The organism is Halomonas litopenaei (genome assembly GCF_017303055.1).
In the GTDB taxonomy this organism is placed as follows: Bacteria; Pseudomonadota; Gammaproteobacteria; order Pseudomonadales; family Halomonadaceae; genus Halomonas; species Halomonas litopenaei_A.
In genome coordinates this window covers 244899-270299 of the sequence record NZ_JAEKJT010000001.1, presented here as the reverse complement: position 1 = coordinate 270299, position 25401 = coordinate 244899, and the positions used below count along the sequence as shown (strand labels likewise).

Genomic DNA, 25401 nt, shown 5'->3' with positions numbered 1-25401 from the left:
CGTTGCGTTGTGCTGACACACCCCATCTTTGCCGCCTGAGCCCGCTCAACCTGACTGGCGCACTCCGTCCACCTCGCGCACGAAGGGCGGCAGTGAATCAAGCAGTGCCCGACCATAACGACGGGTCAGCACACGGCGGTCGAGCAGCGTAATCCGGCCACGATCGGCTTCCTTGCGGATCAACCGGCCGCAGGCCTGCACCAGCTTGATCGACGCATCGGGTACGCTGATGCGCATGAACGAATTGCCGCCTTGGCTCTCGATCCACTCGGCCAGGGTCGCGCCTACCGGATCATCAGGCACCGCGAAGGGCAAGCGGGTAATAACCACATGCGTCAGGTAATCCCCGGGCAGATCGATGCCTTCGGCAAAACTTGCCAGACCAAACAGGATGCTGCCTTCGCCGTCGTCGACCCGCTGTCGATGACGGGTGACCAGCTCGCGCTTGGGCAACCGGTCCTGCGCCAGCACCCGCTCGCGACGCTCCCGTGACAACGCCTTCTCTACCCCGCGCAGCTGTGCACGAGAAGAAAACAGCACCAGCACCGCCTCGCTGGCATCGAGAGCCTCGACGAAGTCAACGATGGCCCGCTCATGCCCTTCACGGTCAGACGGATCCACCGCTTCCTTAGGCACACTCAACACGGCCCGCGAATAGTCGAACGGGCTCGGCAGTCGCTGGTAACGATAACGATTGGCCAGACCGGCACGCTCTTGCAGGCGCTCGAAGCGACCCAGCGCCGTCAATGTCGCCGAGGTCACCACGGCACCGTGGCAGCGCCCCCACAGCGAGCGCGCCAGGGTATGCGCCGCCGACACCGGGCTAGCCGAAAAGATCAGCTCGGGCTCCCCCTGGAAGCGCTCGAGCGTCAGCCAGCGGGCCCTGGGCGGCGCGTCCGCGGGATCCATCTCGGCAAAGGCCTGCCACAGGGCATGGGCCTCCAGCGCCCTGCCGTGCAACAGTGCCAACAGGGGCAGCCAGGCCTCTGCCTGCTCACGTGCCAGCCCCGTGGACTTCTCGGGATCCAGGCTTTCACGCAGGATATCGGTCATCGACTCCAGGTGACGGCAGAGCTCGGCGAAGGGCACGACCAGCCCCTCCGCCTGGGTGCGTAAGGCCTCTGGCACGCGCCCCATCTCGAAGCGGTGCTGGGCACCATCCTCTTCGTCGGCCAGGCCGTGGGGACGCTCGGCGAGCTGGTGCCCCAGCGCAAAAATCTCACCCAGTCTTGGCTCAAGGGCATCCATGGCCACCGGCAGCGCCGCCAGCAGCCGTGCCAAGGTGGGCTGCACGCCCAACGCTGTATTGAGCTCTGTCAGCGAACCCTTGAGATTGCGCAGCCAGCGCAAGCCCCCACCCACGCTGAAGCGGTGGGTAAAGTGCGAGATGGCCTTGTCCGGCAGGTGGTGTCCTTCGTCAAAGACGTAGATGCAGTCCGCTGGATCAGGCAGCACCATGCCGCCCCCGAGCGCCAGGTCCGCCAGCACCAGATCGTGATTGGCGACGATGACATCGGCCTGATCAAGATCGCGCCTAGCGCGAAAGAACGCACAGGCGCCAAAGTGGCCACAACGACGATTGGTGCACTGGCGATGATCTACCGTCAGGCGCCGCCAGTGCGCATCGTCGATAGCTTCACCCCAGCTGTCACGATCCCCTTCCCAGCGACCGTTGCCGTAGGCGTCGCCCATGGCGGCGACCAGATCCTTGAAGTCGTCGCCACTGGCGCTGTCCAGGCTCTGCTCGAACAGCGACAGCGTGGGGTTGTCCTCTACCCCGTCCATGGCGGCATCAAGCTTGGCCACACAGACATAGCGCCCCCGCCCCTTGGCCAGGGCAAAGTCAAAGGACAGTCCGCTATGGGCCTTCAGCGAAGGAAGATCCTGATGCAGCACTTGCTCCTGCAGCGCCACCGTCGCGGTCGCCAGCACCAACCGCTTGCCCCGCGCCTTGGCCACCGGCAATGCCGCCAGCAGGTAGGCCAGGGTCTTGCCGGTACCGGTGCCCGCCTCCAGCACGCAGACATGCTCGTCGCTCGTGCGCTTGCCGTCCTCATCCGTTTCGATGGAGGCCAGGGTGCGCGAAATTTCAGCGATCATCAGGCGCTGACCGTAGCGAGGCGTTAGCTCCAACGCCTCCAGCACACGGCGATAAGCGGTCTGAATCTCGCGTTTTAGGGCATCATCCAGCATGGCGGGTCCCGCTATGTTCGGCGATCACGGAAGTCGGGCAGGCATTGCCCACAGACAAGCAGGGCCGGCACTGAGCCGGCCCTGTCACACAGGCAACCCGTTCACCCAGGTGAGCTTAAAGCAGCCCTTCCGGTGGGTGTTCACAAGGCAACTTGTCACCGATGAAGCGCTCGATCTCGGGCAGCGAGAAGGCATCTTCCTCACCAACAAAACTGATCGAGACGCCCTTGGCTCCCGCACGGCCGGTCCGGCCGATCCGGTGAACGTAGTCCTCGGGATCTTCCGGCAGCGTGTAGTTGATGACGTGGCTGACGTCTTCGATGTGTATCCCTCGCCCGGCGACGTCCGTTGCTACCAGCACCTGGATTTCGCCCTCGCGGAACTGCTCCAGGGTGCGGATGCGCTGGTTCTGGGGCACATCACCAGAGAGCATCGCCACGTTGATATCGGCCTTCTTGAGCAGGTCCTGAAGCTTGCGCACCAGGTCGCGACGATTGCCGAACACCATGACGCGATCAAAAGACTCCTGCTGCAACAACTGCACCAGCAGCCGCTGCTTGTCGTCATCGCTGACCATGTAGACGCGTTGATCAATGTTCGCGGCGTTGTCCACGGTCACCGCGATTTCCACGTGGGAAGGCTGATGCGTCCACTGGCTTGCCAGATTGAGGATGTCCTCGGTGAAGGTCGCCGAGAACAGGAACGTCTGGCGCTCTTCGGGCTTGGGGGTGTAGCGAATGATACGCTTCACGTCCGGAATGAAGCCCATCGACAGCATGCGGTCGGCCTCGTCCAGCACCAGCACCTCGACCTGACTCAGATCGATGTCCCGCTTTTGCTGGAAGTCCAGGAGGCGACCAGGCGTCGCGACCAGGATGTCCACGTTGCCTGCCAGACCATCGCGCTGCTTTTGATAATCCATGCCACCAACAACGCTGGTCACCTTGAGTGAGGTGAACCGTGCCAGGGCCTTGGCATCCTTCTCGATCTGCAGCGCCAGCTCACGGGTTGGCGCCACAATCAGCGCGCGCGGGGCGCCAGCCTTCTGACCGTCCGGCGCCTCTTCTTCCAGAAAGTAGGCCAGCATGGAAATCAGGAAGGCGGCCGTCTTGCCGGTCCCGGTCTGCGCCTTGCCGACCACATCCCCACCCAGCAGCGTGTGGGTCAGCGCCTCGGCCTGAATCGGCGTGCAATATTCAAAGCCCAGGGCATGAATGGCACGCATCAGCGGCAGCGGCAGATCGAAGTCATGGAACCGCCACTTGCCCGCCACGGCGGGCACCTGGAACTGGCGCAGGTCCCAGTTGGACTGACGGCGCCGCGGCTTGCGACGGCGACGCTTGGGCTTGCGGCTCTCGGCCGGTGCGGTGGTCTGTTCCGACTCGCTCATAGGCTGTGCTGTGTGTCCGTCTCGGGAGGTGAATGCAAACGGGACACGCAGAGCGGCTGCTCTCATGTCCTGACTCAAGCCAGCCATTGTAACAGCCTCTGGCGGTTTGGGCTTGCCTGATGCGTATTCGTTGCACGACGACGGCTGCCCCGTCAGCCCTCGCCCTGTTAGAATGCGCACATTATAGAGAGGAGCCCCGCGTCATGACACGCCGCAAGAAGACCCGCTCGCTGGCCGACAAGGTGACCATTCGCACCGGTCGGCGCAAGGACTACAAGCAATGGCGCCACGAAAACCCCGACGAAGTGACCTCGTCCCGGCGCTTTTCAGCCAAGAAAAAGCAGCAGCGCAAGAACCAGGCGGCCAAGCGCCTGGAACGCATGCGCGCTGCCCCCAACATCGAGATCCACCCCTCACGTCCGGACACTCCTGACAGCGATGCTGGCAAGGGAGATTCCTGATGCGGCTGGTGTCCTTCAACATCAACGGTATTCGCGCCCGCCTGCATCAATTGGAAGCCCTGATTGCGGCCCACCAGCCCGACGTGATTGGGCTGCAGGAGACCAAGGTTCAGGACAGCGAGTTTCCCCGCGAGGCGGTGGAGGCCATGGGCTACCAGGTCTATTTCTTCGGTCAGAAAGGCCACTACGGTGTCGCCCTGCTGACGCGTCAGACGCCAGAGGAAATCCGCTACGGCTTTCCCGATGACAATGAGGACGCTCAGCGGCGCATGATTGGCGCACGCCTGCCATGCGCCGACGGCGAGTCCGTCTGGGTCTACAACGGCTACTTTCCCCAGGGCGAGAGCGTCGACCATCCGACCAAGTTTCCCCACAAGCGCGCGTTCTACGCTCAGCTGCAACAGCTGCTCGACCAGCAGCATTCGCCCGAGCAGCGCCTCGCGGTGATGGGAGATTTCAATATCTCGCCCGAAGACATCGATATCGGCATCGGTGAATCCAACCGCAAGCGCTGGCTGCGGGAGGGCAAGACCAGCTTCCAGCCGGTGGAGCGCGAGTGGCTGAGCGGTATCAAGGGATGGGGACTCGTCGACAGCTATCGTCACCTGTACCCCACCGTGGACGATCGCTTCAGCTGGTTCGACTATCGCTCCAAGGGCTTTGATCGTGAGCCCAAGCGCGGCCTGCGAATCGACTATATCCTGACCACCTCAAGCCTCACCGAACGCGCCACCCAGGCCGGCATCGACTATGACCTGCGCGGCATGGAAAAGCCGTCCGATCATGCGCCAGTGTGGACCGAGTTTGACCTGTAGGCAGTACCTGGCGCCGCTGGCGATATCTGTTGCATGGCAGAAAAGGGCCGCCCACCGGGCGGCCCTTTTCATGTAGCGGCGTGTATGTAGCGGCTTGCTAGCGCGGGCTAGCCCTGCTGCGCCAGGCGACGAATGTCCGCCGCGATGGCCTCTACCGAGTCGCTGTCGCGCATCAACAGCCGAGCATCACCATCGGCATCGAAGGCAAAGATGGCGCTGGAATGATCAACGTCGTAGCTACCATCCGCCTCTGGCTCCCCCAGTCGATAGCTGACACGATAACGATTGGTGACCTCGTCCAAGGCTGCCTTGTCCCCGGTGACGCCGACAAAGCGGGGGCCAAAGGCCTCGGTGTAGGCCTTCAGCACCTCAGGAGTATCGCGCTCGGGATCCACCGAGACGAAAAGCACCGTGACATCCTCGCGAACCGCTTCGTCCAGTTCCCGCAGTGCGGCGGACAGGCGCGCCAAGGCGGTCGGGCAGACATCGGGACAATGGGTGAAGCCAAAATAGACGAGCACCGTGTCGCCGGCGACATCCCCTTCATCGATCCCGGCGCCACTTTCGCTGACCAGCTCGAAGTCCAACGGCGGCATGGTCTCCGAAATGTCCGTGCCACGCCAATTGGCATCCTCGCAGCCCGCGAGCGCAAGCCACCCTAGTCCAAGACACACCCCCAAGGCGCGCTTCCCAAACGACGTCATCCTACCCCCATGCCTAGCATCATTACGTCATAACTACATAATAACTACGTCATAACCCAAGCGACGGCGGGCCACCACCGCTGGAACTCGCTTGCGTGGCAACCCAGAGCCCGTGCGATGACCCGAGGTGTCAGAGCGCTGCCGGAGACACCACTTCGAAGGTGGTCGCGACGTCTCCCCCACCTTCCAGCAACAGCGTCACGTCGACATTGTCTCCGACGTTGAGGGTCGCCTGGGGCTGCATAAACATCAGATGGTAGCCTTGCGGTGCAAACTCTCGCGTCTCGCCCGGCCCCACCTCGAAGCGCTCGACACCGTGCATCATGGCCATGCCGTCCTGTTCCATGCTCATGTGCAGTTCCACCGATTTGTAGGCATCGGTCTCGGCGCCTACCACGGCGACAGCCGCTTCGCCCGGATTATGCAGCTGGAAGTAGCCGGCGCCAGGCCTGTCTCCAGGCAGCACGCGAAGACGCGCGTCACTGATCTCCAGCTCAGCGGCAACGACAGGGGTAGCCAGCAACAGGCCAGCAAGACCAAGAGACACAGCAGCAGACATGAAACGCATGGGAGAACTCCAGACGATGGGCAGAGACAGCATCAGGGCTGACACCTGGGAAGCACTGCATCGCCTGTCAGCAGAGCGCTGACAGACCACAATGCGTGTTGAAACGACGAGAATTGACGTCTAGCTCCACGTCCCCCGTCGTGGTGTCCATGTAGAAGGACGCAAACCCTTGCTCGGGTGACAGGCGATAGGAGCCGCATAGACCGTAGCCATAGCGTACTTCCTGCAACTGAGCCAGCTCGATGGAAGAGGAAGTGCCCAGCGCCGAGGCCAAGGCGCGCCGAGCGTCGTCATCGAGGCGACTGTCCGACAGCGCCTGGGAGCCAAAGATCGCCGCCGCCAGCACGATAATCGCAGCCGTTGGAACAACGACCAGTAATAAAGGGCTTCGAAGTGTTTTCATGCGCAAAGTCTACGGTTGAACGTTGATCGTCGACAACCCAATCGCGCTGCGGGCGGCGATCGCTCAGCTGTCTGTGCCGCCCATGTCAGAGCCTTCGTCCGCTGGTGGAGTCTCCTCGGAAAGTGCCGCCAACCAAGACGTTGCGTCGGTTTCTCCTTTTTCGAGCGCTCGCTTCAGCGCCCCTACCGCGACGGACTCCTGGCCCCAGGCTGCGGCAATCTGTCCCAAGCGCAGCCAGTCGCTACCCCGGTCATGGTCGCTGGCCAATGCCTGCCAGGCGGCCAGGGCACGCTGGCGATCGCGGGCACGAAACCAGGCTTCGGCCAGTTGGCGCTGACGGCTCTCGGTGGCCTCGAGGACACCCTGCTCAATGGCCATGGCCAGCAGCTCAGCCGCGCGGGCGGGCGTACCTGCCGCCAGGTGCAATTGGATGCGCTGCTCCAGGTCATCACTCCCGGATAGCGCACCATGGCGCCAGCCAGACTCCCACAATGCAGCAGCCCGCTGCGGCTGTCCCAGACGCTGAGCCATGGCCGCCGCGCGCCGCCAGCCCTCGCTATTGGCGGGGTGATCAGCCAAGGCAGCCTCCAGGTCCGCCAATGCCTGATCCAGCCGGCCGCTGCGCTGCATGACGGCGCCGGCGAACTGCCGGCGTTCAGCCGTCGGGTCGGCATCCTGATGCCTGGCCCGCTCGACCCAGTCTGCGGCCTCGTCCCACGCTTCCTGCTCGGCGGCCAGTTCGGCCATCAGCCACAGTGCATCGCTGTCCTGATGGCGTTGGAGCCAGTCCTCGAGCAGCACCGCCGCGCGAGACGACTGGCCTGCCTGGATGCGCAGTTCGGCTTCCTGGCGCTGCCAGCGGTCACGCTGCTGCGCCTCTATTCCGTCGAGTTCCCGTGCTGCGGCAAGATGTTGTGCGGCCTGCTGATGCCGCCCCTGGGCGGACTCGGCACCTGCCGCAAGCTGCAGGTACAAGGCAGCCGCCCAGCGATCCGCCGCATTGCCGGCACTGAGCCGCTGAGCCTGGCTTTCGGCCTTGTCCTCAACTGCAGATGGATCATCTGCAAGTTGCTGCTCGAGCCCCTTGAGATCGGCAATGATGCCCCCTGACAGGGTCGGTGCGGCTAGCGCGGTCGACGCTGCAACAGGCAGCGCTGCCCCCACTGCAATGGACAGCAACCTGCGCAGGGCTCGTCCCGCCAGCGGTGTTGTCGACATGGCTACCTCGCTTGCTGGTTTCATCACCGGCGTTACCTCAACTGGAACTCGAGACGCTGGCGCGCCCGGCGCAGGCCGGAGGCTGTCTCGAACTGCCAGCCTGCAATGGCTTGCCGTGCGGCGTCCTCAAACACTCTTCGTGGACTGGCATCGACCACCTGAATGCTGCCGCGATCGACGCTGCCGTCGGAACGAATAATGAACTGCATGACCACGTAACCTTCGAGTCCCCGACGCTGCGCCCGACGCGGATACTCCGGCGGCACCTTGCGCGTGGCACGGGCTGACGTCCCCACATCGACCGGCTCATTGGACGCGGGCGCTGCTGCCCCGGCCCCCGCGCTGGCGGCACTGCCGCTGCCGCTGGACGCCTGGGTGGGCGCAGGCGAAGGCGAAGGTGCCGGGGTCGCCACCGGCTGCGGTGTCGGCTCGGGGCGAGGTTGGGGCTCAGGCTGAGGCTCTGGTCGCGGCTCTGGTCGCGGCTGCGGCTTGGGCTCCGGCGGCGTTTCTGTCAGCTCCGGCAAGCGACTGTCCAGGGTCTGGACCTCCCGCTTGGGCGGCACCACTTCCGGGTCCGGCAAGCGTATTTCGCTGACTGCCGATTGCGCCGGTGCAGGTGGCGCTGGTGCGGCCTGCACCGGGGGCGGCGGCGGTGGCGCTGCCGACGATGCCGCTGATGACTCCGCCGGCGCCTCTGCCTGGGGTGCCACCGGCTCGGCCAGCGACAGCGTGATCTCTTCTCTCAGCTCAGGCTCCGACTCCGGCGGCAACACCAGGAGTGCCAGCAGCGCAAACAGTGCCAGCGTCAACAGGCCTCCCGCGATCAGGGCTACCACTCGCCTCATGCGTCGGAGCTCCTCTCCGCCGCTACCGCGACCTTGTCCACGCCAGCATCACGCAAACGGTCCATGGTCTCGATCAGCACACCGGTCGCCGCGTTACGATCCGCCTGTATCACCACGGAACCGTCATCAGACAGCATGCCGGCCACTGTCGTGCCTACACGGTGAATGTCCACGGGCTGCCCATCGACCCAGAGGGCTCCCTCCGGAGTAATGGCCACCAGCACCTGCACGTCAGGCCTTGCCGACGCGGCCGATGACTCTGGCCTTTCGATCTCGACACCACTCTCCTTGATGAAGCTGGTGGTGACGATGAAGAAGATCAGCATGATGAAGACCACATCCAGCATGGGGGTCAGATTGACCTCGCTGGATTCTTCGGCGCCGGCGGACAGTCGACGTCTACGCATGTGCGTCCTCCGCGGCACGGGCCAGGCGATCATGCAACCGCTGATCCTCGCGCCGGATGATATGTTCGAGTCGTGTGATAAACAGCAGGCCAACCACGGACACCGCCATGCCGGTCAACGTCGGGAGCGTCGCTCTCGCCACCCCATCCGCCATGGCTCGGGCCTGATTGCTGTCCGCCAGGGACAGGCTGTCGAACACCGTGATCATGCCGGTCACCGTGCCAAGAAGGCCCAGCAGCGGGCAGATCACCACCAGCAGCTTGAGCCAGGGAAGCGGTCCACGCAGACGCCGAATCAACTCCGTCACCCAGGTCTCACGCAGGGTGCGAGCGCTCCAGCTGACATGATCATGACGTTCTACCCAGCGCCGCATCAGCGCGGCCCGCGCGGGGCGATAGTGAAAGCGGAAAAACCACCAGCGCTCGAGCCCGACCGAAAACAGCAGCATGGCGACCACGGCGATACCCACCAGCACTGGCCCACCGGCGTCGACTAGCCAATAAAGGGGCTCAAGCCAGGGGTGAGTCGGCATGCTGCCTGCTTCCTTGCTGCTGTGTGGAGGTCCCACTCACCGGCGCCGCGCGAGTTTCCAGACGGTCAGCCAACACGGCACTGGCCTTTCCTTCCATCGTGCCGATCAGCGAGCGTGAACGTGACGCCAGCGCAGTGTGGGCAAACAGCAGAGGCACCGCAGTGATCAAGCCCAGCACGGTGGTCACCAGCGCCTGGCTGATCCCCCCCGCCATCAGCTGGGGATCTCCAGTACCAAACACCGTGATTGACTGAAACGTCACGATCATGCCCGTCACCGTACCCAGCAGGCCGAGCAACGGGGCCACCGCCGCCAGCATCTTGACCAGCGCTTGGCCGCGCTCCAGGCGAGGTTGTTCCGCCAGCAGACACTCGTCCAGGCGCGCCTCCAGCGCCTCGGGCGCATGATCTGCACCAAAGGCGTGGAAACGGGACAGCACGCGCCCGAGCGGGTTGTCGGAGCGCAGGCTTTCCATGCTGGAAAGCTGACGTCGAGTCGTCACGCTGACCCTCAGCAGATAGAGGTACTGGCCAACCGCTACCAGCAGCCCCAGCACGCCAAGCGCCACGACCACATAGCCGACCGCTCCGCCCTGGTGGAAGCGCTCAACCAGGCTGGGCTGTCGCGACAGTGCCTCGACAACGCGACCGTCAGCAGGGTCGACGGGCAGGTTGGCGGACTCCCCGGCCTGGTAGGCGGTCAGTGCTTTACGCACCGCCGTCGGCGTGTGCTCCACCGCCGCCAGGCGACCCTCTTCGCCAACCCGTTCCAGCAGCTCGCCCTGAGAAAATGCCATCAGATCACCCACCCGGGTCACCGGACGACTGGCGACCTCGCCATTGGATGCCGCCACCGGCGCTTCTATCTGACGCACCTTGGCAGTCTCTGCGGTCATGCCCATCAGGCTATCGGCAAGCGCCTCGATATGCTGGACGGTGAGAATCGCCTCATCGTCGAGACGCGGCGGCAACGCTGTCTCGGCACCTAACGTCAGCCAGCTCTGGCCCAGCTCATCTCGTAGCTCGCCAGTGGCACCTGCCACCGCGGAAAATACCGCGGTCAAGTCTCCTCCCTCGGCGTCTCGCGCGGCGGAGATCTCGTCCAACGCAGCGCGAGTCTCGGCCATGTCGGACTCCAGCCGCTCACGTTCGGCGCGGGCGGCGTCGCGGCGCTGCTGCGCGTCCGCAAGAGCGGCGGCAAGCGCCTCGCTGTCATCTACGAGCCCAGCCAGGCGCTCTCGATCACGTGCCTCTGCGGCCTCACGCTCTAGCTTGAACGTGGCGAGCGGCAGCTCGCCGACTTGCGTCTGTTCACTATCCTGCTGCGCCTGGCCATTATCCTGCTGTGCTTGCTCATTATTCTGCTGCGCTTGCTCATTATTCTGCTGCGCAGTCGCCGCCAGCGAGACGGTCGACAACAGCGCCGCCACCAACGCTGTGCGGCACCGTGCCATGGACGGGCGGGACACGACTCCCCCCGCATTACGGGTGTGGGCGTCGCCATGACGAGAGCCATTCATCGGAGAGAACATCAGTTGGCCTCCTCGCCTAATTGTGACAGGGGAAGTTCGAGCAAGTCCGGGGCACGCTGATCACGAACAATCTGCATGCCCTTCTCGACCTGATCGCGCTGCGCGGCGCTCAAAGGCTGCCACTCGCCCTGCTGCCACACCCCGCCCTCATGGCCGTCAGGCGTCAGGTAGTACCAGCCGACCCGCCCCAGGCGCAGATAGTCCACCTCGCGACGACTATCTGCCTGCTCAAGGGTGCCGCGCCATGCATCCAGCTCGCGCCCATAGGCCAATTCGGCCTGCCAGGCCGCGACCACCCGCTCCAGCTTTTCAGCGCTAGACAGCTGTGGGCTCGACAGACTGTTCTCGAGTGATGTCACCCGGGCGCTACGCTCGCTGTGCAGAAAGGGAATGTCTTGCTCTACCCATCGGTCCAGACGCTCGGTCATCTCGCTGAGCACACCCGGCAAGGCTTCTCTGGTCGCCGACATGGTGGCCATGCCCGCCCGGCGCTCGTCCAGAGTAGTGGCCAACCGCTCGAGCTGGGGCGCCAGCGAATCGTTGTAAGCCGCCAGACGCTCCGCTTCCTGTTCGGCCTGACGCAGCTCGGCGATGCGTTCGCGAACCGTTTCGTCGGCAGCGTCGATACGCTGCTGCAGTTCGGCCTGAGTGCGCTGCGCCTCCAAGGCTTCACCATCGCCACTGGCCTGCTCTGACTGCGCCCATGCTGCCCCACTCACGCCGAGCCCCACCATCAACGCCACTGCGCTGACCGCCGCTCGCCCTGAGCTTGCCGTGCCGACATTGAGCCATGCCCGCAGATCTGTCTTCGCCATTCCTCGGCCTCCGCCATACCGTCTCGCTCGCCGCATCCCGGTCGGATCGACGTGCCGCGTCAAATGCAGAGACAGTACCCGAAACACGAATAGTTATCAATGCGAGACAAGGACATACCCCGCTTCCCCCTGTCCAGATGCCCCTCCAGCCCAGGACCGTCGGCGCATCAATCGCCAAACGCCATCCCCTGGAGTTGCGGTGCTGCACAGCCTAGGCCGAGCCTGCAGACATCCGGCAAGCCTCCAGGAGCGCTGCCGGCTGTCCTGTCGTCCCCGCAGGAGCCTCGGGTACAGCAGGCCACGCGATCTGCCCCCGCTGCTGAGCCCGTCCCCTGCTGCGGCGCCAGCGCCAAAAAAAACGCCGCGGCCCAATGGCCGCGGCGTCGTACCAGGCGCACAGAAAATGCGCTTACAGCTTGCTGTCGAGCTCCGGAATCGCTTCGAACAGATCCGCCACCAAGCCGTAGTCAGCGACCTGGAAGATGGGGGCCTCCTCATCCTTGTTGATCGCCACAATGACCTTGGAATCTTTCATCCCCGCCAGGTGCTGAATGGCGCCACTGATGCCTACGGCAATGTACAGATCCGGCGCGACAATCTTGCCGGTCTGGCCGACCTGCATGTCGTTGGGGACAAAGCCCGCATCCACGGCCGCACGCGAGGCACCGATGGCAGCACCCAGCTTGTCGGCAACGCTATCGAGAATCTTGAAGTTCTCGCCGCTTCCCATACCGCGGCCGCCGGAGACGACCACTCGTGCGGCACCCAGCTCGGGACGGTCGCTCTTGGCCAGCTCCTCGCCGACAAAGCTCGACAGTGCGTTATCGACAGCGGCGTCGACTGCTTCCACGCTGGCACTGCCTTCCTGCGCCACGGCGTCGAAGGCGGTGGAACGAACGGTAATCACCTTCAGCGCGTCGCCGCTCTGGACGGTCGCGATCGCGTTGCCTGCGTAGATCGGGCGCTTGAAGGTATCGGCGCTTTCCACCGCGATGATCTCGGAGATCTGCGCAACGTCCTTCAATGCCGCCAAGCGCGGCAGCACGTTCTTGCCGGTGGTGGAGGCCGCCGCCAGAACGTGACTGTAATCATCCGCCAGGGAGACCAACAGGTCCGCCAGAGGCTCGGCCAGCTGATGGGCAAAGACCTCGCTGTCGGCTACCCGCACCCGCGCCACGCCGTCCAGCTTGGCCGCTGCCTCGGCAATACTGCCCAGATCCTGACCCGCCACCAGCACATCGATGTCGCCACCGATGGCCTGAGCAGCAGCAACCACGTGGGCGGTGGCGTCAGCCAGCTGACCGTCATGATGTTCTGCGAGAACCAGGATGCTCATGCAATCACCTTCGCTTCGTTCTTCAGTTTGTCGACCAGCTCATCCACGGAGCCTACCTTGACACCGCCCTGGCGCTCGGCCGGCGGCTCGACCTTGACCAGGGTAAGCCCGCTGGCCACCTCGACTCCGAGCTCTGCCGGGGTCAGCACGTCCAAGGGCTTCTTCTTCGCCTTCATGATGTCAGGCAACTTGGCGTAGCGCGGCTCGTTCAGGCGCAGGTCGGTCGTCACGACGGCCGGCAGCTTGAGCGCAACGGTCTGCAGTCCGCCGTCAATCTCGCGCACCACCTTCAGTGTCTCACCTTCCACTTCCACCGCGGACGCGAAGGTACCCTGAGGCATGCCCGTCAGGGCCGCCAGCATCTGGCCGGTCTGGTTGTTGTCGGAATCGATGGCCTGCTTGCCGAGAATCACCAGCTGCGGCGCCTCCTTCTCGACCACCTTGGCCAGCGCCTTGGCGGCGCCCAGGGATTCCACTCGCTCGTCGCTCTCGACGTGAATGGCACGGTCAGCTCCTAACGCCAAGGCGGTGCGAAGCTGCTCCTGGGCCGCCTTGGGACCAACGGTCACCGCCACGACTTCGGTCGCTACGCCCTGCTCCTTGAGTCGGACGGCCTCTTCCACGGCGATTTCGCAGAAAGGATTCATGGCCATCTTGACGTTGGTCAGGTCCACATCACTGCCGTCCGGCTTGACGCGAATCTTGACGTTGTAATCAATGACGCGTTTGACCGCGACGAGTACTTTCATGTCGTCCTCACTTGGTTCACTGGGGAACCCTGAATAAAAGGAAGGAATCCTCAAGAAAACGCTGGCACGGTGTGTCGCCCCCGACAGAGCCGCCACGCTCGCCGGCATACAGCACGGCCGAGCACCGGGCGCTGCCCTGACCCCGACGCCGCTGGGGCACTCCCCGCTACCGACGCTTCCTCTGCACACTTGAGCGCTACACCGGCGAGCCGACTATCTATCGACTCACCCTTCGACGTCTTGCATCAAGCCGCCGATTCAAGAACATTTCGCTATGCACTCATGGAGTTAGCGCATAACGCAACACCCTGGGCAGCATCCGCTACCTGCCTGACACAGCGCTGCCAGGTCCTCTCCCACCGTCGTCGTGGCCCACCAACAACCTCGCTCCAACGCGCCAACGCCTTTCATTCCGGCGTCTGCGTGGACTCGGCCCCGAGGTCGCGGCGCTTCACGCAAGCGTTTGATAGGGCCTGCAGCGGCTCCTTCAATGTGCCACAGCCCGGCCGTGCGCAACAATCCCCAGCAAGGCGCCCTGCGCTGTGCCAACAGTCGACCATCGTAAGGATGACCTGACGACGCTATTATGCCTATCATGAGTTATACCGTGAAGCAAACGACCGTTTAAAATCTGTAAGACGTTGGTGGCAGCCGGCGTCTTCCTGAGGAGGAAAGCACCAGATGTCAGAACAAGTAGAACGCGACACCATGGAGTTTGATGTGGTCATCGTTGGCGCCGGCCCCTCTGGCCTCGCCGCCGCATGCCGCTTGATGCAGCAAGCCAATGAGGCAGAGCAGGAACTTACGGTGTGCGTTGTCGAGAAAGGCTCAGAGGTCGGCGCTCATATTCTTTCCGGTGCAGTGCTCGAGCCCCGCGCCCTGTTTGAACTGTTCCCCGACTGGGAGGAGCGCGGCGCTCCGCTGTCCACTCCAGCCACCCGCGATGAAGTCTACTTGCTCAAGGACGCCGAGAAGGCCCAGAAACTGCCCAACGCGCTGGTGCCGAAGTCCATGCACAACACCGGTGGCGACCTGACCCGCTATGTCATCAGCGCCGGCAATCTTTGCCGCTGGCTGGCGGAGCAAGCCGAATCACTGGGCGTGGAAATTTTCCCCGGCTTCGCCGCACAGGACGCCATCGTCGAGGATGGTGTGGTCCGCGGCATTCTTATTGGCGATATGGGGGTCGCCGCAGACGGCAGCGAAAAAGGCGGCTACATGCCCGGCATGGAACTGCGGGCCAAGTACACGCTGTTTGCAGAGGGCGCACGGGGCCACATTGGTAAACGCCTGATTCGCGAGTTCCAGCTTGATGCCGGCAAGGACCCCCAGCACTACGGCATTGGCCTGAAGGAGCTGTGGGATGTGCCCGCCGAGCAGCACCAACCCGGCCTCGTCCTGCATGGCTCTGGCTGGCCTCTCGACAAGGACAGTCATGGCGGCTGGTTCCTCTACCACGCCGAGAACCAGCAGGTCGTCGTCGGCCTGATCATGGACCTGGGATACCAGAACCCTTACCTCTCGCCCTTCGACGAATTCCAGCGCATGAAGCACCATCCCGTGCTGAGCCAGCATCTGCAGGGGGGCAAGCGAGTGGCCTACGGCGCCCGCGCGATTGCCAAGGGCGGGCTCAACTGCCTGCCCAAGATGACCTTCCCGGGTGGTCTGTTGATCGGTTGCGACGCCGGCACCCTGAACTTCGCCAAGATCAAGGGCATCCATACCGCCATGAAGTCCGGCCTGGTGGCGGCCGAAAGCGTCTTTGACGCCCTGGCACAGGCCGCTGAAGGTGGCGACGAGCTGAGCACTTTCGAGCGCCGCTGGCAGGACAGCTGGGCCTACAAGGAGCTCGAGCAAAGCGCCAGCTTTGGCCCCGCCATTCACAAGTATGGCACCGTCGGCGGCGGCGCCTACAACTTCGTTGATCAGCTTCTTGGCGGCAAGCTTCCACGCGTGCATGACACCACGCCGGATCACGCTGCGCTAAAGCCGGCGAGTCAGTTCGAGAAGATCGACTACCCCAAGCCGGATGGTAAGCTGTCCTTCGACAAATCGTCCTCGGTGTTCCTCTCCAACACCAATCACGAGGAAGACCAGCCCTGCCACCTGCGCCTGACCGACCCGGCCATTCCGATTCACAAGAATCTCCCCGAGTACGCCGAGCCCGCACAGCGCTACTGCCCGGCCGGTGTCTACGAAGTGGTCGAAGGTGAAGACGGCAGCCCACGCTTCCAGATCAACTTCCAGAACTGCGTGCACTGCAAGACCTGTGACATCAAGGATCCTGCCCAGAACATTACCTGGGTCGCCCCAGAGGGCGGCGGTGGGCCCAACTACCCGAATATGTGACGCTCGGCTTAGGCGGCACTGCAAGACATCAGCGGACGGGCAAACCCCGTCCGCTTTTTTGTTTCGTGACAAGACATTAACGTCATAACAAATCGGTCTATTGGAACGCTTGCCAAGCGCTTGGCGGCACTCAATAGTGTGCCCCCGCTCATCTGGGCCAGACGCCCTCAACGCTGAGCCAGAGCCACCTCTGTAGACGACTGGCTTGCTCGCCACTCGGGGGGTGAGCCCCAACTCGAACCTCTTCACCGGGAGATAGCATGGCCCATACCCGTCAAATACTGCTGGCCCTGATCCTCGGGATCGTGGCCGGCGGTGGTATCAATCTGTTCATTCCTGAGCTCGCGGCGGCGCTGGATACCCAGCTGCTGACCCCCTTGGGCCAGATCTTCCTGCGCCTGCTGCAGTTCATCGTGGTGCCTCTGGTCTTCTGCGCTCTGGTACTGAGCTTCACCCAGGTGGATCGCAGCGAGAACGTTGGCCGCTACGCCGGCAAACTGCTGCTGCTTTACGTTGTCACCAGCGCCGTCGCTCTGGCCATCGGCATGGGGGTCGCCGCCTGGCTGACACCTGGCCTCGGCGTCGACGGCGCCGGCTCTGCCAGCATCGAGGCAAGGGACCCAACGCCCCTCGCCCAATGGCTTGTGGGCCTGGTACCGAAAAATCCCTTCGAAGCTCTGGCCCAGGCCAACCTGCTGCAGATCATCCTGGCAGCGGCCATGGTTGGCATTGCTGCGCGTCAGCTACCGGAGCAGAGCCGGCCCTTGATCGACGTGCTGCAGAGCGGCTACAACATCACCCTGAAGATCCTGTCGATGGTGCTGCGCCTGGCCCCGATCGGGGTGTTTGCCTTGATCGCCTCGGTGGTGGCGACCCAAGGCTTCGACCTGCTATTGAAACTGGGGCTTTACGTCGTCGGTCTGCTTGCGGCCATTGCGGCCATGGCGGTCTTCTACCTGGCGCTGCTGGCCGTTGCCGGTGCGCGCCCCTTGGCCTACCTGCGCCACTTCGGCGAGGCGCTGAGCTTCGCCCTGGGTACGGCAAGTTCCAATGCCACCCTACCCATCGCCCTCAACAACGCCAGAGATTACGGCGCACCCAGTCAGCTGAGCGCCTTTGCCCTACCCTTCGGCACGGCGCTCAAGCGTGATGGTGCTGCGGTGCTGCAAGGCTTCAACGCGCTGTTCGTTGCCCAGCTGTTCGGAGTCGACATCACGCTTACGCTGGCGGCCACCATCTTTGCGACCGGCCTGCTGGTGTCATTCTCCACCGCCGGGGTGCCCGGTGCCGGCCTGGTTGCCATGAGCACCGTGCTGTCTGCCGCAGGCTTGCCGCTGGAAGGCGTTGCGGTCGTGGCCGGCGTGGACCGCTTTACCGATGGCTTCCGCACCGCCTTGAACGTGATGGGGAACACCGCCAACGCCATGCTGCTGGCGCGACTTGAACGGCGCCCTGGCGACGAGGTACCGGCCAGTTCTGCCCCCCGGTCGCCCTCCTCCTGACACCCTCCTCCTGACGCCCTGGCCTGCCCCGTCAGCGGTCACCATCCCACGTCAGTCCGGCGATGGTGATGCTGACGGGCCTACCTCGGCGGGCAGCGCCGGATCGCTGCTCCACTCGCTCCATGAACCGACATAGAGCCGGGGCAGCGGACGTCCGGCAAGCCGATAGGCCAGCAGGTTATGACAGGCGGTCACCCCAGAACCGCAATAGGCGACGATGCTATCGGCCTGGGGCAGTTCGCGGTCGAGCGCCTCGGCCGGCTTGAAGCGTCCATGTTCGTCCAGATTCAGGCTGCAGGGCCGGCTGACGGCGCCGGGTATGTGGCCCGCGCGGGGGTCCAGCGGCTCCACTTCACCGCGAAACCGCTCTCCTGCCCTGGCATCCACCTTCAGCACCTCGCTTGCCACCAGCTCATTCAGGGAGACGATGCCGCTGGTGTCGAACTCAGGCTGCCAGCTCGACGGCTCCCGCGGAGCAGCCTCGCCAACCTCCCAGTCCCCGGCAATCTCTTCCCAGGCGCCCAGGCCGCCATCCAGCAGCCTGACATGGGGGTGACCCGCCCATATCGACAGCATCCACCAGGCCCGTGCAGCGGCCAGCTGACCGGAGGTGTCATCCACCACTACCAGCGGCTGCTGTGGCGATACCCCGAGCCGCTGCAGGGAGGCGGCAAAATCGCTTTGGGTGGGCAGCGGGTGCCGCCCGCCAGGACCGTCGCTCGGACCGGATAGATCACGGTCCAGGTCGAGATGCAGGCTACCCGGCACGTGGGCCTGTCGCCACAACGCCGCGCCAGCCTGGGGATCTCCAAGCCGAACCCGACAGTCCAGCACGAGCGGCGGTGTCTCGCTTTCCAGTTCCTGGCGCAGGGTCTCGGCATCGATCAATGGATGCACCATGGCGAACTCCGTTTCGACAAAGGAACCGACAGCATAGGCGTTGCCGTCCACAACGCCAACGTCACAGGCTAGCGTCACCCTTGGAAGACGGCGCTCAGGCGGGATGGCCCAGCCGCTCGATGGGGGCACGGCGAGCGATCAGTCGGCGCTTGCCGGCGTGGTCAAAACGCACTTCGATGACCGGATTGGCAGGATCTCCTTCGACGACGGCGACCTCGCCGTCACCAAAGACCCCATGGCGAACACGCTCACCGACACGATACTCGCCGTCAGCGCGGGCCCGCTCCGCCGCGGAGAGCGTCAGGCTCTGACCGATCGCCGCCAGGTAGCGCTGGATCAGAGCCGGCGCCGCCACCTTGAGAGGCTCCGACGGTGCCGGCGGCGCTTCACTGGTGCCAGCATACAGAGCCTCGGCCACCGCGCTGGCGTCCTGGCAGGCGCTTTCCTGAATGAAACGACTCGGCCGGTGGTCGCCACCGTCATGCAACACGACCAGCCGCTCGATGGCGCGGGTAATGGCGACGTAGTACAGGCGACGCTCTTCCTCGAGTCGTTGAGGCGATAGCGGGTTGTCGCGACTGTAGTGCGGGAAGTCTTCTTCATTGACGGAGCCGACGATCACCAACGGCCATTCCAGTCCCTTGGCGCCATGCACGGTATTGATCAGCACGCCCTGTTCCTGGTTTTCCACCGGTCGTCGCAACAGCTCGATGAAGGTGGCGACGTCCTTGACCTCGCGCGCCTGCTCGATCAGCACGTCGAGCAGGCGCACGTCCTCCTCGCCCTTGTCACGTCGCGATGCGGCTCGCTTGAGCACCTTTTCGGCCTCGACTTCGGCGACAACGTGCTCCAGCAGCGCATCCGCACTCAGGCGCGACAGTCGAGGCAGCTCGCACAGCAGCGCCCAGCGACGCTTCAGCGTGCGCTTCTGATGAGGTTTGAGCCGCTCAAGCAGGGCATCACCCGGCCCCGGCCAAGCCTGGGTCTCGGCCAGGCGCTGTACCAGCGAGGACAGCACCTCCCGGGGCACAAAGCAGGTCGGCTGGGCGAACATCGGCATCAACGCGGCAGGATCGCGCAGCTGCTCCGGCCACAGGGCAAGAGATAGATAACCGGCCAGGGCCTCGACCAACGGAAGGCGGAAGACGAACCGGTCTTCACGGGCCAGGCGAAAGGGAATGCCTTCTCGCAACAGCGCCAGCTGCAAAGGCACCGACAGGGTCCAGCTGCGCACCAGCAGGCAGGCGTCGCTGAGACAGCGGCCCTGCTGCTGCCACGCCGCCAGTGTCTCCAGAAAGGCGCTCGCGCCTCGGGCCACCGACAGGCTGGTCTGGGGCGTGCTGGGCCCGGCGATACACAGCTGATCCGCCCCCCGGCCATTGCCGGCGATGGCATGATTGGCGGCCAGGGCCAGGGCATGACCATGACGAAAGGTGGTGGACAGCGGGTAGTCGGTCGCCGCGCCAAATACCTGGGTAAAGTTATCGAGCATGGCGTCGGGATGCGCCCCTCGCCACTCATAGATGCACTGGTTGGCATCCCCCACGGCCATGACATCTGCCCGGGTACCGGCGAGCACTGCCAGTAACCGCTGCTGGGCGGCATTGATGTCCTGGTATTCATCAATGATGACGTGGTCGAGAAACCCCTGCACGCGACGCCGCAACCCCTCGTCTCCTTCCAGTGCCAGCAAGGGACGGAACAGCAGATCCGAGTAGGTCATGACGCCATTGTCGGCCATCAGGGTTTCGAGACAGTGAAAGGCACTGACAAAATGGCGGGTTCCATCGCCAAGCTCGAGTCGCTCATACAGTATCTGGGGCTCGATGACCTCGGCCTTGGCCAGCGCGCAGAAATGCGCCAGCTCCTCGATGCGATCTGGCTCCAGCGCCGCGTCGCGGTCTTCGTCGACGTCTTCCAGGGCCTGAAGGGTCGCTTGACGTAACAGCCGCTCCTGCTGCCAGTCGGCGGTCAGCAGTTCCCGTCGAGGCAAGGCGCCCCAGCGCACCAGACTGGACGTCAGTCGATGGCCGAGGGAATGGAAGGTGCGCACCTCGGGCAACTCGATACCCGCCGGCGCCATCGCGGCCAAGCGCTGCTGGAAGTCTTCCCGCGCGGCTCGGTTGAACATCAGCACCATCATGCGCCGAGCCTGGGCACCACCGGCCAGCAGGTGCAACACCCTGGCGACCAGCGTGGTGGTCTTGCCGGCACCGGCAACCGCCGCCACCCTGGCATGACCGCGCTGATGTGACACCACGGCCTGCTGCTCCGGGGTTAGCGTCGACCACAGCGTGTCCGCTTGAGCGTCCGCGGAAGAAGAGGGAAACCTATCACCAACAGCAGACATCAGCGCGACTCGCCCTCCAACCGCCCCAACGGCTGCCAGACACCCTCACTATGGATGCCCAGATCCGCCTCCTTCACCTCTGCAAGCTCCACCAGCCGATAGAACACGTTGCGTCCGAGACGCGCACTCAGCCCGAACGGCAGCCCCACCTCTGGCACCCACTCCCCCATGGGCGTGGTGGTCAGGGTCAGCCGCGCCGCTTTCCCCAGACTCACACGCTCGCCCACATTGGTCGTCAGCCACCAGCAGGGGTCGACATAGTCGGCATCCACCACGACGAACGCGGTGTCCTCTACCTGTATTCGCCACTTCTCGACCGGAGTGACCAGATAGTACTGACCGTCTGACTCACGCCGAAGGATGCGTGCAAAGAGCCTGACCAGCTCAGGACGCTCGATATCACGGCTTTCGTGCACCCAACGACCATCACGGGTGATGACCAGATCCATCTCGCCGCTGAGCGCGGGAGCCCACTCGTCCAGCGGCGGACGCTCGCCAAATTCAGCAATGCCTTGGAGGATGTGATCCAGTCGCATGAACGTGTTCTCCCTAACGCCTACTCGATAAAAACAGGCGGCTACTCAATGAAGACAGGCGCCCACTCGATAAACACAGGCGGCTACTCATTGAAGACGGCCAGCTATTCGACGAAGCCAGCATCACGTAAGGCCTGCTTGATTTCCTCCGGCGCCTCGGGGGCTGCCGCAGGAAACAGACGATAGAAGTTGGCGGTGGTCTGCATGGCCACCTCCTCGACACTGATCCCCCGCTCGTCGGCGATACACTGGGCCACTTCGACCACCCAAGCCGGTTCATTAGGCTTGCCGCGGTGTGGCACCGGAGCCAGATAAGGACTGTCGGTCTCGATCAACAGACGATCGAGAGGAACCCGGCGGGCCACCTCTTTCACCTGCTTGGCGTTGCGGAAGGTGACGATCCCTGACAGCGAGATGTAGAACCCTAGCCGCACGGCTTCCCTGGCCATATCCAGGTCTTCAGTGAAGCAGTGCAGCACCCCACCTACCGAGGGGTCGCTATGCTCGCGCATCAGGGCCAGCGTTTCCTCCCGCGCCTCACGCGTATGAATCACGATCGGCAGAGATAGCTCGGTCGCCGCCTTGAGATGACGAATAAAGCGCTCTCGCTGCACATCGACCGGTACGCTGTCGTAATGATAGTCGAGGCCGGACTCGCCGATCGCGACCGCTTGATGCGCCTTGGCGCAGGCAACGATATCGGCAACCGTGGGCTCGTGCTCGACCGAATGCAGCGGATGCACGCCTACCGACATGACGACGTCAGCATGCCGGGCCCGAATGGCGGCAAGATTCTGCGCTCCCTCAAGGGTCACACTGATCGCCAGGAACTGCTGCACACCACGCTGACGCGCCGCCTCCAGGGCGGCGTCGAGATCTCCTCCGTGGGTATCCTCGGAAAGGCGATCGAGATGGCAATGGGAATCTATGAACATCGGAATCTCTTGTCGGACACTGACAGCAGGCAGGGATCACCCGACCAGGTGAGAGCCGCCTGCTCGGCAAAGTGATATCAACGCACGTTGACGCCGTTCAGGAGCGCAACAGGGCAGCCCAGCGCACCAGCCAGGCTTCGAGCACCAGTTGGGGATTGGGGTTGCCCCCCTCGGCCAGCAGCCGACGCTGCTCACGGGCGTAATCGAGCAGGCGAAACCAGTCCCGGACCCGGGCATTCTTGACGGCCTGCCGATACAGCGGCGCCAGATCCGGGTTGCGCAGCTCTGCGGCTTCTCCGGAAAGGCCGAGACGAATCAAGTCCTCGAGCCAGGCGATACCGTACCACAGGATGGCATCGATGGCCTGGCGGTCCAGGCGTGCCGCCTCGGCCACCGGCTCGGCGCCTCGCACCAGGGCATCAAAGGTTTCATGCAGCTGCTGGCGCAGGCTGCGTGACCCTGGCTCGGCCAGCTCACGGGCGGCCAGCGGCAAGCCTCCGGCCGCGCGAAACCAGAAACGCGCTTCCTCGTCGGAGCCAAGCTCACGGGACAACCATGGCAGGCATTCCTCCAACGCGGGGGGCTTCAAGCTCCACTGCTGGCAGCGAGAACGAATGGTCGGCAGCAAATGGGACGGCATATCGGACACCAGCACGAACAGGGTGTCCTCACCCGGCTCCTCGAGGCTTTTCAGCAATGCGTTCGAGGCGGCCACGTTCATCGCCTCTGCAGGACGAATCTCGATCACCCGACGCCCGCCTTGCTGGGCCGTCTGCGAGACGAAGGCATTGACCTGACGAATCGGGTCGATGCGGATCATTCGCTTGCCCTCGTCAGGCGTCACGCGCAGCAGGTCAGGATGGTAGCCTGCCGCCAGCATATGACAGCCGTGACAGTGGCCGCAGGCCGTCTCGCCAGGTGCAGCACAAAGAGCACGGGCGATAAGCGCTTCTGCCAGGGTCTGTTTGCCAAGCCCACGAGGTCCCGACAGCAGCACGGCGTGGGGCAGCCTTGCGCTGTCCATCAGCCTCACCAACTCCTGCCAGCGCGGCATCAGCCACGGCATTGGCTCGGCCATGGCATGCCTTACGTCCATTGCTGCACTCGCTCGTCCAGCACCAGGCGGATACGCTGCTGGACCATGTCCAGACTGCCGTCGGCGTCGATGGTCGCCACCCGCCGTGAATCCTGCTCAGCCCGCGCGAGATAGGCCAGGCGCACCCGCTCAAAAAAGTCGCGCTGCTCCTGTTCAAAGCGATCGCGCGACGTCTTGGTGCGATCCAGCCGAGCCGCAAGGCGCTGCTCGGCGACCTCTAACGGCATATCGAGCAGCAGCGTCAGGTCGGGAGTCAGCTCCGCCTGCACCAGCCGCTCAAGCAGCGCAATACGTTCAAAGGACAGCCCTCGACCTCCACCTTGATAGGCAAAGGTGGCATCGGTAAAGCGATCGCAGACCACCCAGGCACCCCGTGCCAGCGCCGGACGTATCCGTTGAGCAAGATGCTGCGCCCTGGCGGCGAATACCAGCAGCAGCTCGGCATCGCTGTCCAGGGGTTCCTCGGCGGCCGCCAGCAGCAGCTCACGTATGGCTTCGGCCCGCGGCGTGCCGCCGGGCTCTCGGGTCTGCACCACCTCGATACCGCGCGCCTCGAGCTCGGCAACCACGAAGGAGACGTTGGTGGACTTGCCGACCCCCTCTCCTCCTTCCAGGGTGATGAAACGACCGCGCGGCAACCCGGCCTTTTCTTGCTTGTCGTGAGTCATGAAGCACCGTAGTGGAAACAGGGGATCAACCCATGGCGCTATCGTCAGCGGCCACGAATGTAACGGTTGACGGCGTTGTTGTGTTCGCGAAGGGTCCGCGAGAAATGATGCGTGCCATCCCCTTTCGCCACGAAATACAGGGTCTCGCCCTCGGCCGGATGCACCGCTGCCTCAATGGCGGCACGCCCTGGAAGCGCAATGGGCGTCGGCGGCAGGCCATCGATGACATAGGTGTTGTAAGGGGTGGCTTCACGCAGATCGGCACGGGTGATGTTGCCCTCATAACGCTCTCCCATGCCGTAGATGACCGTGGGGTCCGTCTGCAGCCGCATACCGCGCTCCATCCGTCGCTTGAACACGCCAGCGATCTCGCGACGTTCCTCGGGAGCACCGGTCTCGCGCTCGATCAGCGATGCCATGATCAACGCCTCATACGGCGTCGCCAGCGGCAGGTCATCGTCGCGCTCGGCCCAGGCACCGGCTAGCAGGTCATCCATCTGTTTCATGGCCTGACGCAGGATTTCCAGGTCCGATACTCCCTTGTGATAGGTGTAGGTGTCTGGAAAGAAGCGCCCTTCAGGGTGATCACCCTCTCGCCCAAGCTCTGCCATGAGGTCATCGCTGGACATGTCGGTCGTCAGGTGGGCCAGCTTTTCGGCACCGTCGAGAGCGTCGCGCATCTGCTGAAAGGTCCAGCCTTCCGGAATCGTCACGCTATAGGTCACGACATCGGCGCTGGCCAGTTTATCCAGCACCTGCATGCCGCTCATGCCCGGCTCCAGCAGATACTCGCCGACCTTGAGCGACGGCACGCGATCGGGCTCGATCCGAGTCAGCAACTTGAAGGCCCAGGCATCGGCCAGCACGCCCTGCTGTTCAAGATCACTCACCACGCGGTTGAATCCGTCGCCGGGAGAGACCTCGTACAGCATGGGCTGATCCAGCCTAATCTCGGCCCCAAGGCGCTGCTGCCAGTACTGATAACCACCAAACATCGCGGTGGCACCCAGCACCACAAGAATCAACAGAGCTTTCAGCGCTGTGCGCATGATCATTCCTTATCAGGTTGCGCCGATTCGACGCAGGTCAACATCCGTT

The 25401-nt window shown here is 63.9% G+C and carries 24 protein-coding genes; 4 read left to right on the top strand and 20 right to left on the bottom strand.

The features are described from left to right. Nucleotides 1-45 precede the first annotated feature (45 nt). Nucleotides 46-2193 (bottom strand): ATP-dependent DNA helicase DinG, encoded by a 2148-nt coding sequence (gene dinG / locus JF545_RS01340; RefSeq protein ID WP_206937489.1) that lies wholly within the window; start codon nt 2191-2193, stop codon nt 46-48. A 115-nt stretch (nt 2194-2308) separates the two neighbouring features. Further along, complete coding sequence (gene rhlB / locus JF545_RS01335; RefSeq protein ID WP_206937487.1) at nt 2309-3583, bottom strand: ATP-dependent RNA helicase RhlB; 1275 nt, start codon at nt 3581-3583, stop codon at nt 2309-2311. A 203-nt stretch (nt 3584-3786) separates the two neighbouring features. On the opposite strand from rhlB, the gene JF545_RS01330 reads away from it, so the two are divergent. Both JF545_RS01330 and xthA read left to right on the top strand, forming a co-directional pair. Then, the gene (locus JF545_RS01330) at nt 3787-4044 is read left to right on the top strand and encodes a hypothetical protein (protein WP_206937484.1); all 258 of its coding nucleotides are present in this window, start codon (nt 3787-3789) and stop codon (nt 4042-4044) included. Continuing rightward, nucleotides 4044-4859, top strand: a complete 816-nt coding sequence (gene xthA, locus JF545_RS01325) for an exodeoxyribonuclease III (RefSeq protein ID WP_206937481.1) — start codon at nt 4044-4046, stop codon at nt 4857-4859. The genes JF545_RS01330 and xthA overlap by 1 nt, the downstream gene beginning before the upstream one ends. Nucleotides 4860-4966: 107 nt before the next feature. On the opposite strand, the gene JF545_RS01320 is transcribed toward xthA, so the two are convergent. From JF545_RS01320 to JF545_RS01270, 11 genes are all read right to left on the bottom strand, one after another. Next, nucleotides 4967-5455, bottom strand: a complete 489-nt coding sequence (locus tag JF545_RS01320; RefSeq protein WP_206937479.1) for an SCO family protein — start codon at nt 5453-5455, stop codon at nt 4967-4969. A 238-nt stretch (nt 5456-5693) separates the two neighbouring features. Beyond that, nucleotides 5694-6131, bottom strand: coding sequence for a copper chaperone PCu(A)C (locus JF545_RS01315; RefSeq protein ID WP_206937476.1), 438 nt, complete (start codon nt 6129-6131; stop codon nt 5694-5696). A 67-nt stretch (nt 6132-6198) separates the two neighbouring features. Next, a complete protein-coding gene (locus tag JF545_RS01310; RefSeq protein WP_206937474.1) occupies nt 6199-6534 on the bottom strand; it encodes a hypothetical protein in 336 nt (111 codons plus the stop codon). Nucleotides 6535-6597: 63 nt separating this feature from the next. Continuing rightward, nucleotides 6598-7752, bottom strand: coding sequence for a hypothetical protein (locus tag JF545_RS01305; RefSeq protein ID WP_242520554.1), 1155 nt, complete (start codon nt 7750-7752; stop codon nt 6598-6600). Between the two features lie 32 nt (nt 7753-7784). After that, nucleotides 7785-8597 carry an energy transducer TonB gene (locus JF545_RS01300; RefSeq protein WP_206937470.1) on the bottom strand — a complete coding sequence of 271 codons (813 nt, stop codon included), beginning with the start codon at nt 8595-8597 and terminating at the stop codon, nt 7785-7787. After that, nucleotides 8594-9004, bottom strand: coding sequence for an ExbD/TolR family protein (locus JF545_RS01295; protein ID WP_206937467.1), 411 nt, complete (start codon nt 9002-9004; stop codon nt 8594-8596). The genes JF545_RS01300 and JF545_RS01295 overlap by 4 nt, the downstream gene beginning before the upstream one ends. Continuing rightward, nucleotides 8997-9536 carry a MotA/TolQ/ExbB proton channel family protein gene (locus tag JF545_RS01290; RefSeq protein ID WP_206937464.1) on the bottom strand — a complete coding sequence of 180 codons (540 nt, stop codon included), beginning with the start codon at nt 9534-9536 and terminating at the stop codon, nt 8997-8999. The genes JF545_RS01295 and JF545_RS01290 overlap by 8 nt, the downstream gene beginning before the upstream one ends. Then, a complete protein-coding gene (locus JF545_RS01285; protein WP_242520553.1) occupies nt 9514-11067 on the bottom strand; it encodes a MotA/TolQ/ExbB proton channel family protein in 1554 nt (517 codons plus the stop codon). The genes JF545_RS01290 and JF545_RS01285 overlap by 23 nt, the downstream gene beginning before the upstream one ends. After that, nucleotides 11067-11882, bottom strand: a complete 816-nt coding sequence (locus JF545_RS01280) for a DUF3450 domain-containing protein (protein WP_242520552.1) — start codon at nt 11880-11882, stop codon at nt 11067-11069. The genes JF545_RS01285 and JF545_RS01280 overlap by 1 nt, the downstream gene beginning before the upstream one ends. Before the next feature lie 409 nt (nt 11883-12291). Then, entirely contained in the window at nt 12292-13218 is a 927-nt protein-coding gene (locus tag JF545_RS01275) for an electron transfer flavoprotein subunit alpha/FixB family protein (RefSeq protein WP_206937461.1), read from the bottom strand. Then, nucleotides 13215-13967 (bottom strand): electron transfer flavoprotein subunit beta/FixA family protein, encoded by a 753-nt coding sequence (locus JF545_RS01270; RefSeq protein WP_206937458.1) that lies wholly within the window; start codon nt 13965-13967, stop codon nt 13215-13217. The genes JF545_RS01275 and JF545_RS01270 overlap by 4 nt, the downstream gene beginning before the upstream one ends. Before the next feature lie 681 nt (nt 13968-14648). Here JF545_RS01270 and JF545_RS01265 point away from each other — a divergent pair. Further along, a complete protein-coding gene (locus JF545_RS01265; RefSeq protein ID WP_206937455.1) occupies nt 14649-16316 on the top strand; it encodes an electron transfer flavoprotein-ubiquinone oxidoreductase in 1668 nt (555 codons plus the stop codon). Between the two features lie 260 nt (nt 16317-16576). Then, nucleotides 16577-17818 (top strand): dicarboxylate/amino acid:cation symporter, encoded by a 1242-nt coding sequence (locus tag JF545_RS01260; RefSeq protein ID WP_206937452.1) that lies wholly within the window; start codon nt 16577-16579, stop codon nt 17816-17818. A 51-nt stretch (nt 17819-17869) separates the two neighbouring features. Here the strand turns inward: JF545_RS01260 and JF545_RS01255 are convergent, their stop codons facing one another. The 7 genes from JF545_RS01255 to mltG form a co-directional block, all read right to left on the bottom strand. Continuing rightward, nucleotides 17870-18718: a sulfurtransferase gene (locus JF545_RS01255; protein WP_206937448.1), complete on the bottom strand. Its 849-nt coding sequence runs from the start codon at nt 18716-18718 to the stop codon at nt 17870-17872. A gap of 94 nt (nt 18719-18812) precedes the next feature. Further along, nucleotides 18813-21068: an ATP-dependent helicase gene (locus JF545_RS01250; protein ID WP_206937446.1), complete on the bottom strand. Its 2256-nt coding sequence runs from the start codon at nt 21066-21068 to the stop codon at nt 18813-18815. Next, entirely contained in the window at nt 21068-21604 is a 537-nt protein-coding gene (locus JF545_RS01245) for a DUF1285 domain-containing protein (RefSeq protein WP_206937444.1), read from the bottom strand. Before JF545_RS01245 ends, JF545_RS01250 begins: the two co-directional genes overlap by 1 nt. A gap of 104 nt (nt 21605-21708) precedes the next feature. Next, nucleotides 21709-22539, bottom strand: coding sequence for a TatD family hydrolase (locus tag JF545_RS01240; RefSeq protein ID WP_206937443.1), 831 nt, complete (start codon nt 22537-22539; stop codon nt 21709-21711). 97 nt (nt 22540-22636) lie between these two features. Continuing rightward, nucleotides 22637-23635, bottom strand: coding sequence for a DNA polymerase III subunit delta' (locus JF545_RS01235; RefSeq protein ID WP_224852037.1), 999 nt, complete (start codon nt 23633-23635; stop codon nt 22637-22639). Then, the gene (tmk, locus tag JF545_RS01230; protein ID WP_206937441.1) at nt 23626-24303 is read right to left on the bottom strand and encodes a dTMP kinase; all 678 of its coding nucleotides are present in this window, start codon (nt 24301-24303) and stop codon (nt 23626-23628) included. The genes JF545_RS01235 and tmk overlap by 10 nt, the downstream gene beginning before the upstream one ends. Nucleotides 24304-24347: 44 nt before the next feature. Beyond that, complete coding sequence (gene mltG, locus JF545_RS01225; RefSeq protein ID WP_206937439.1) at nt 24348-25352, bottom strand: endolytic transglycosylase MltG; 1005 nt, start codon at nt 25350-25352, stop codon at nt 24348-24350. Between the last annotated feature and the right edge of the window lie 49 nt (nt 25353-25401).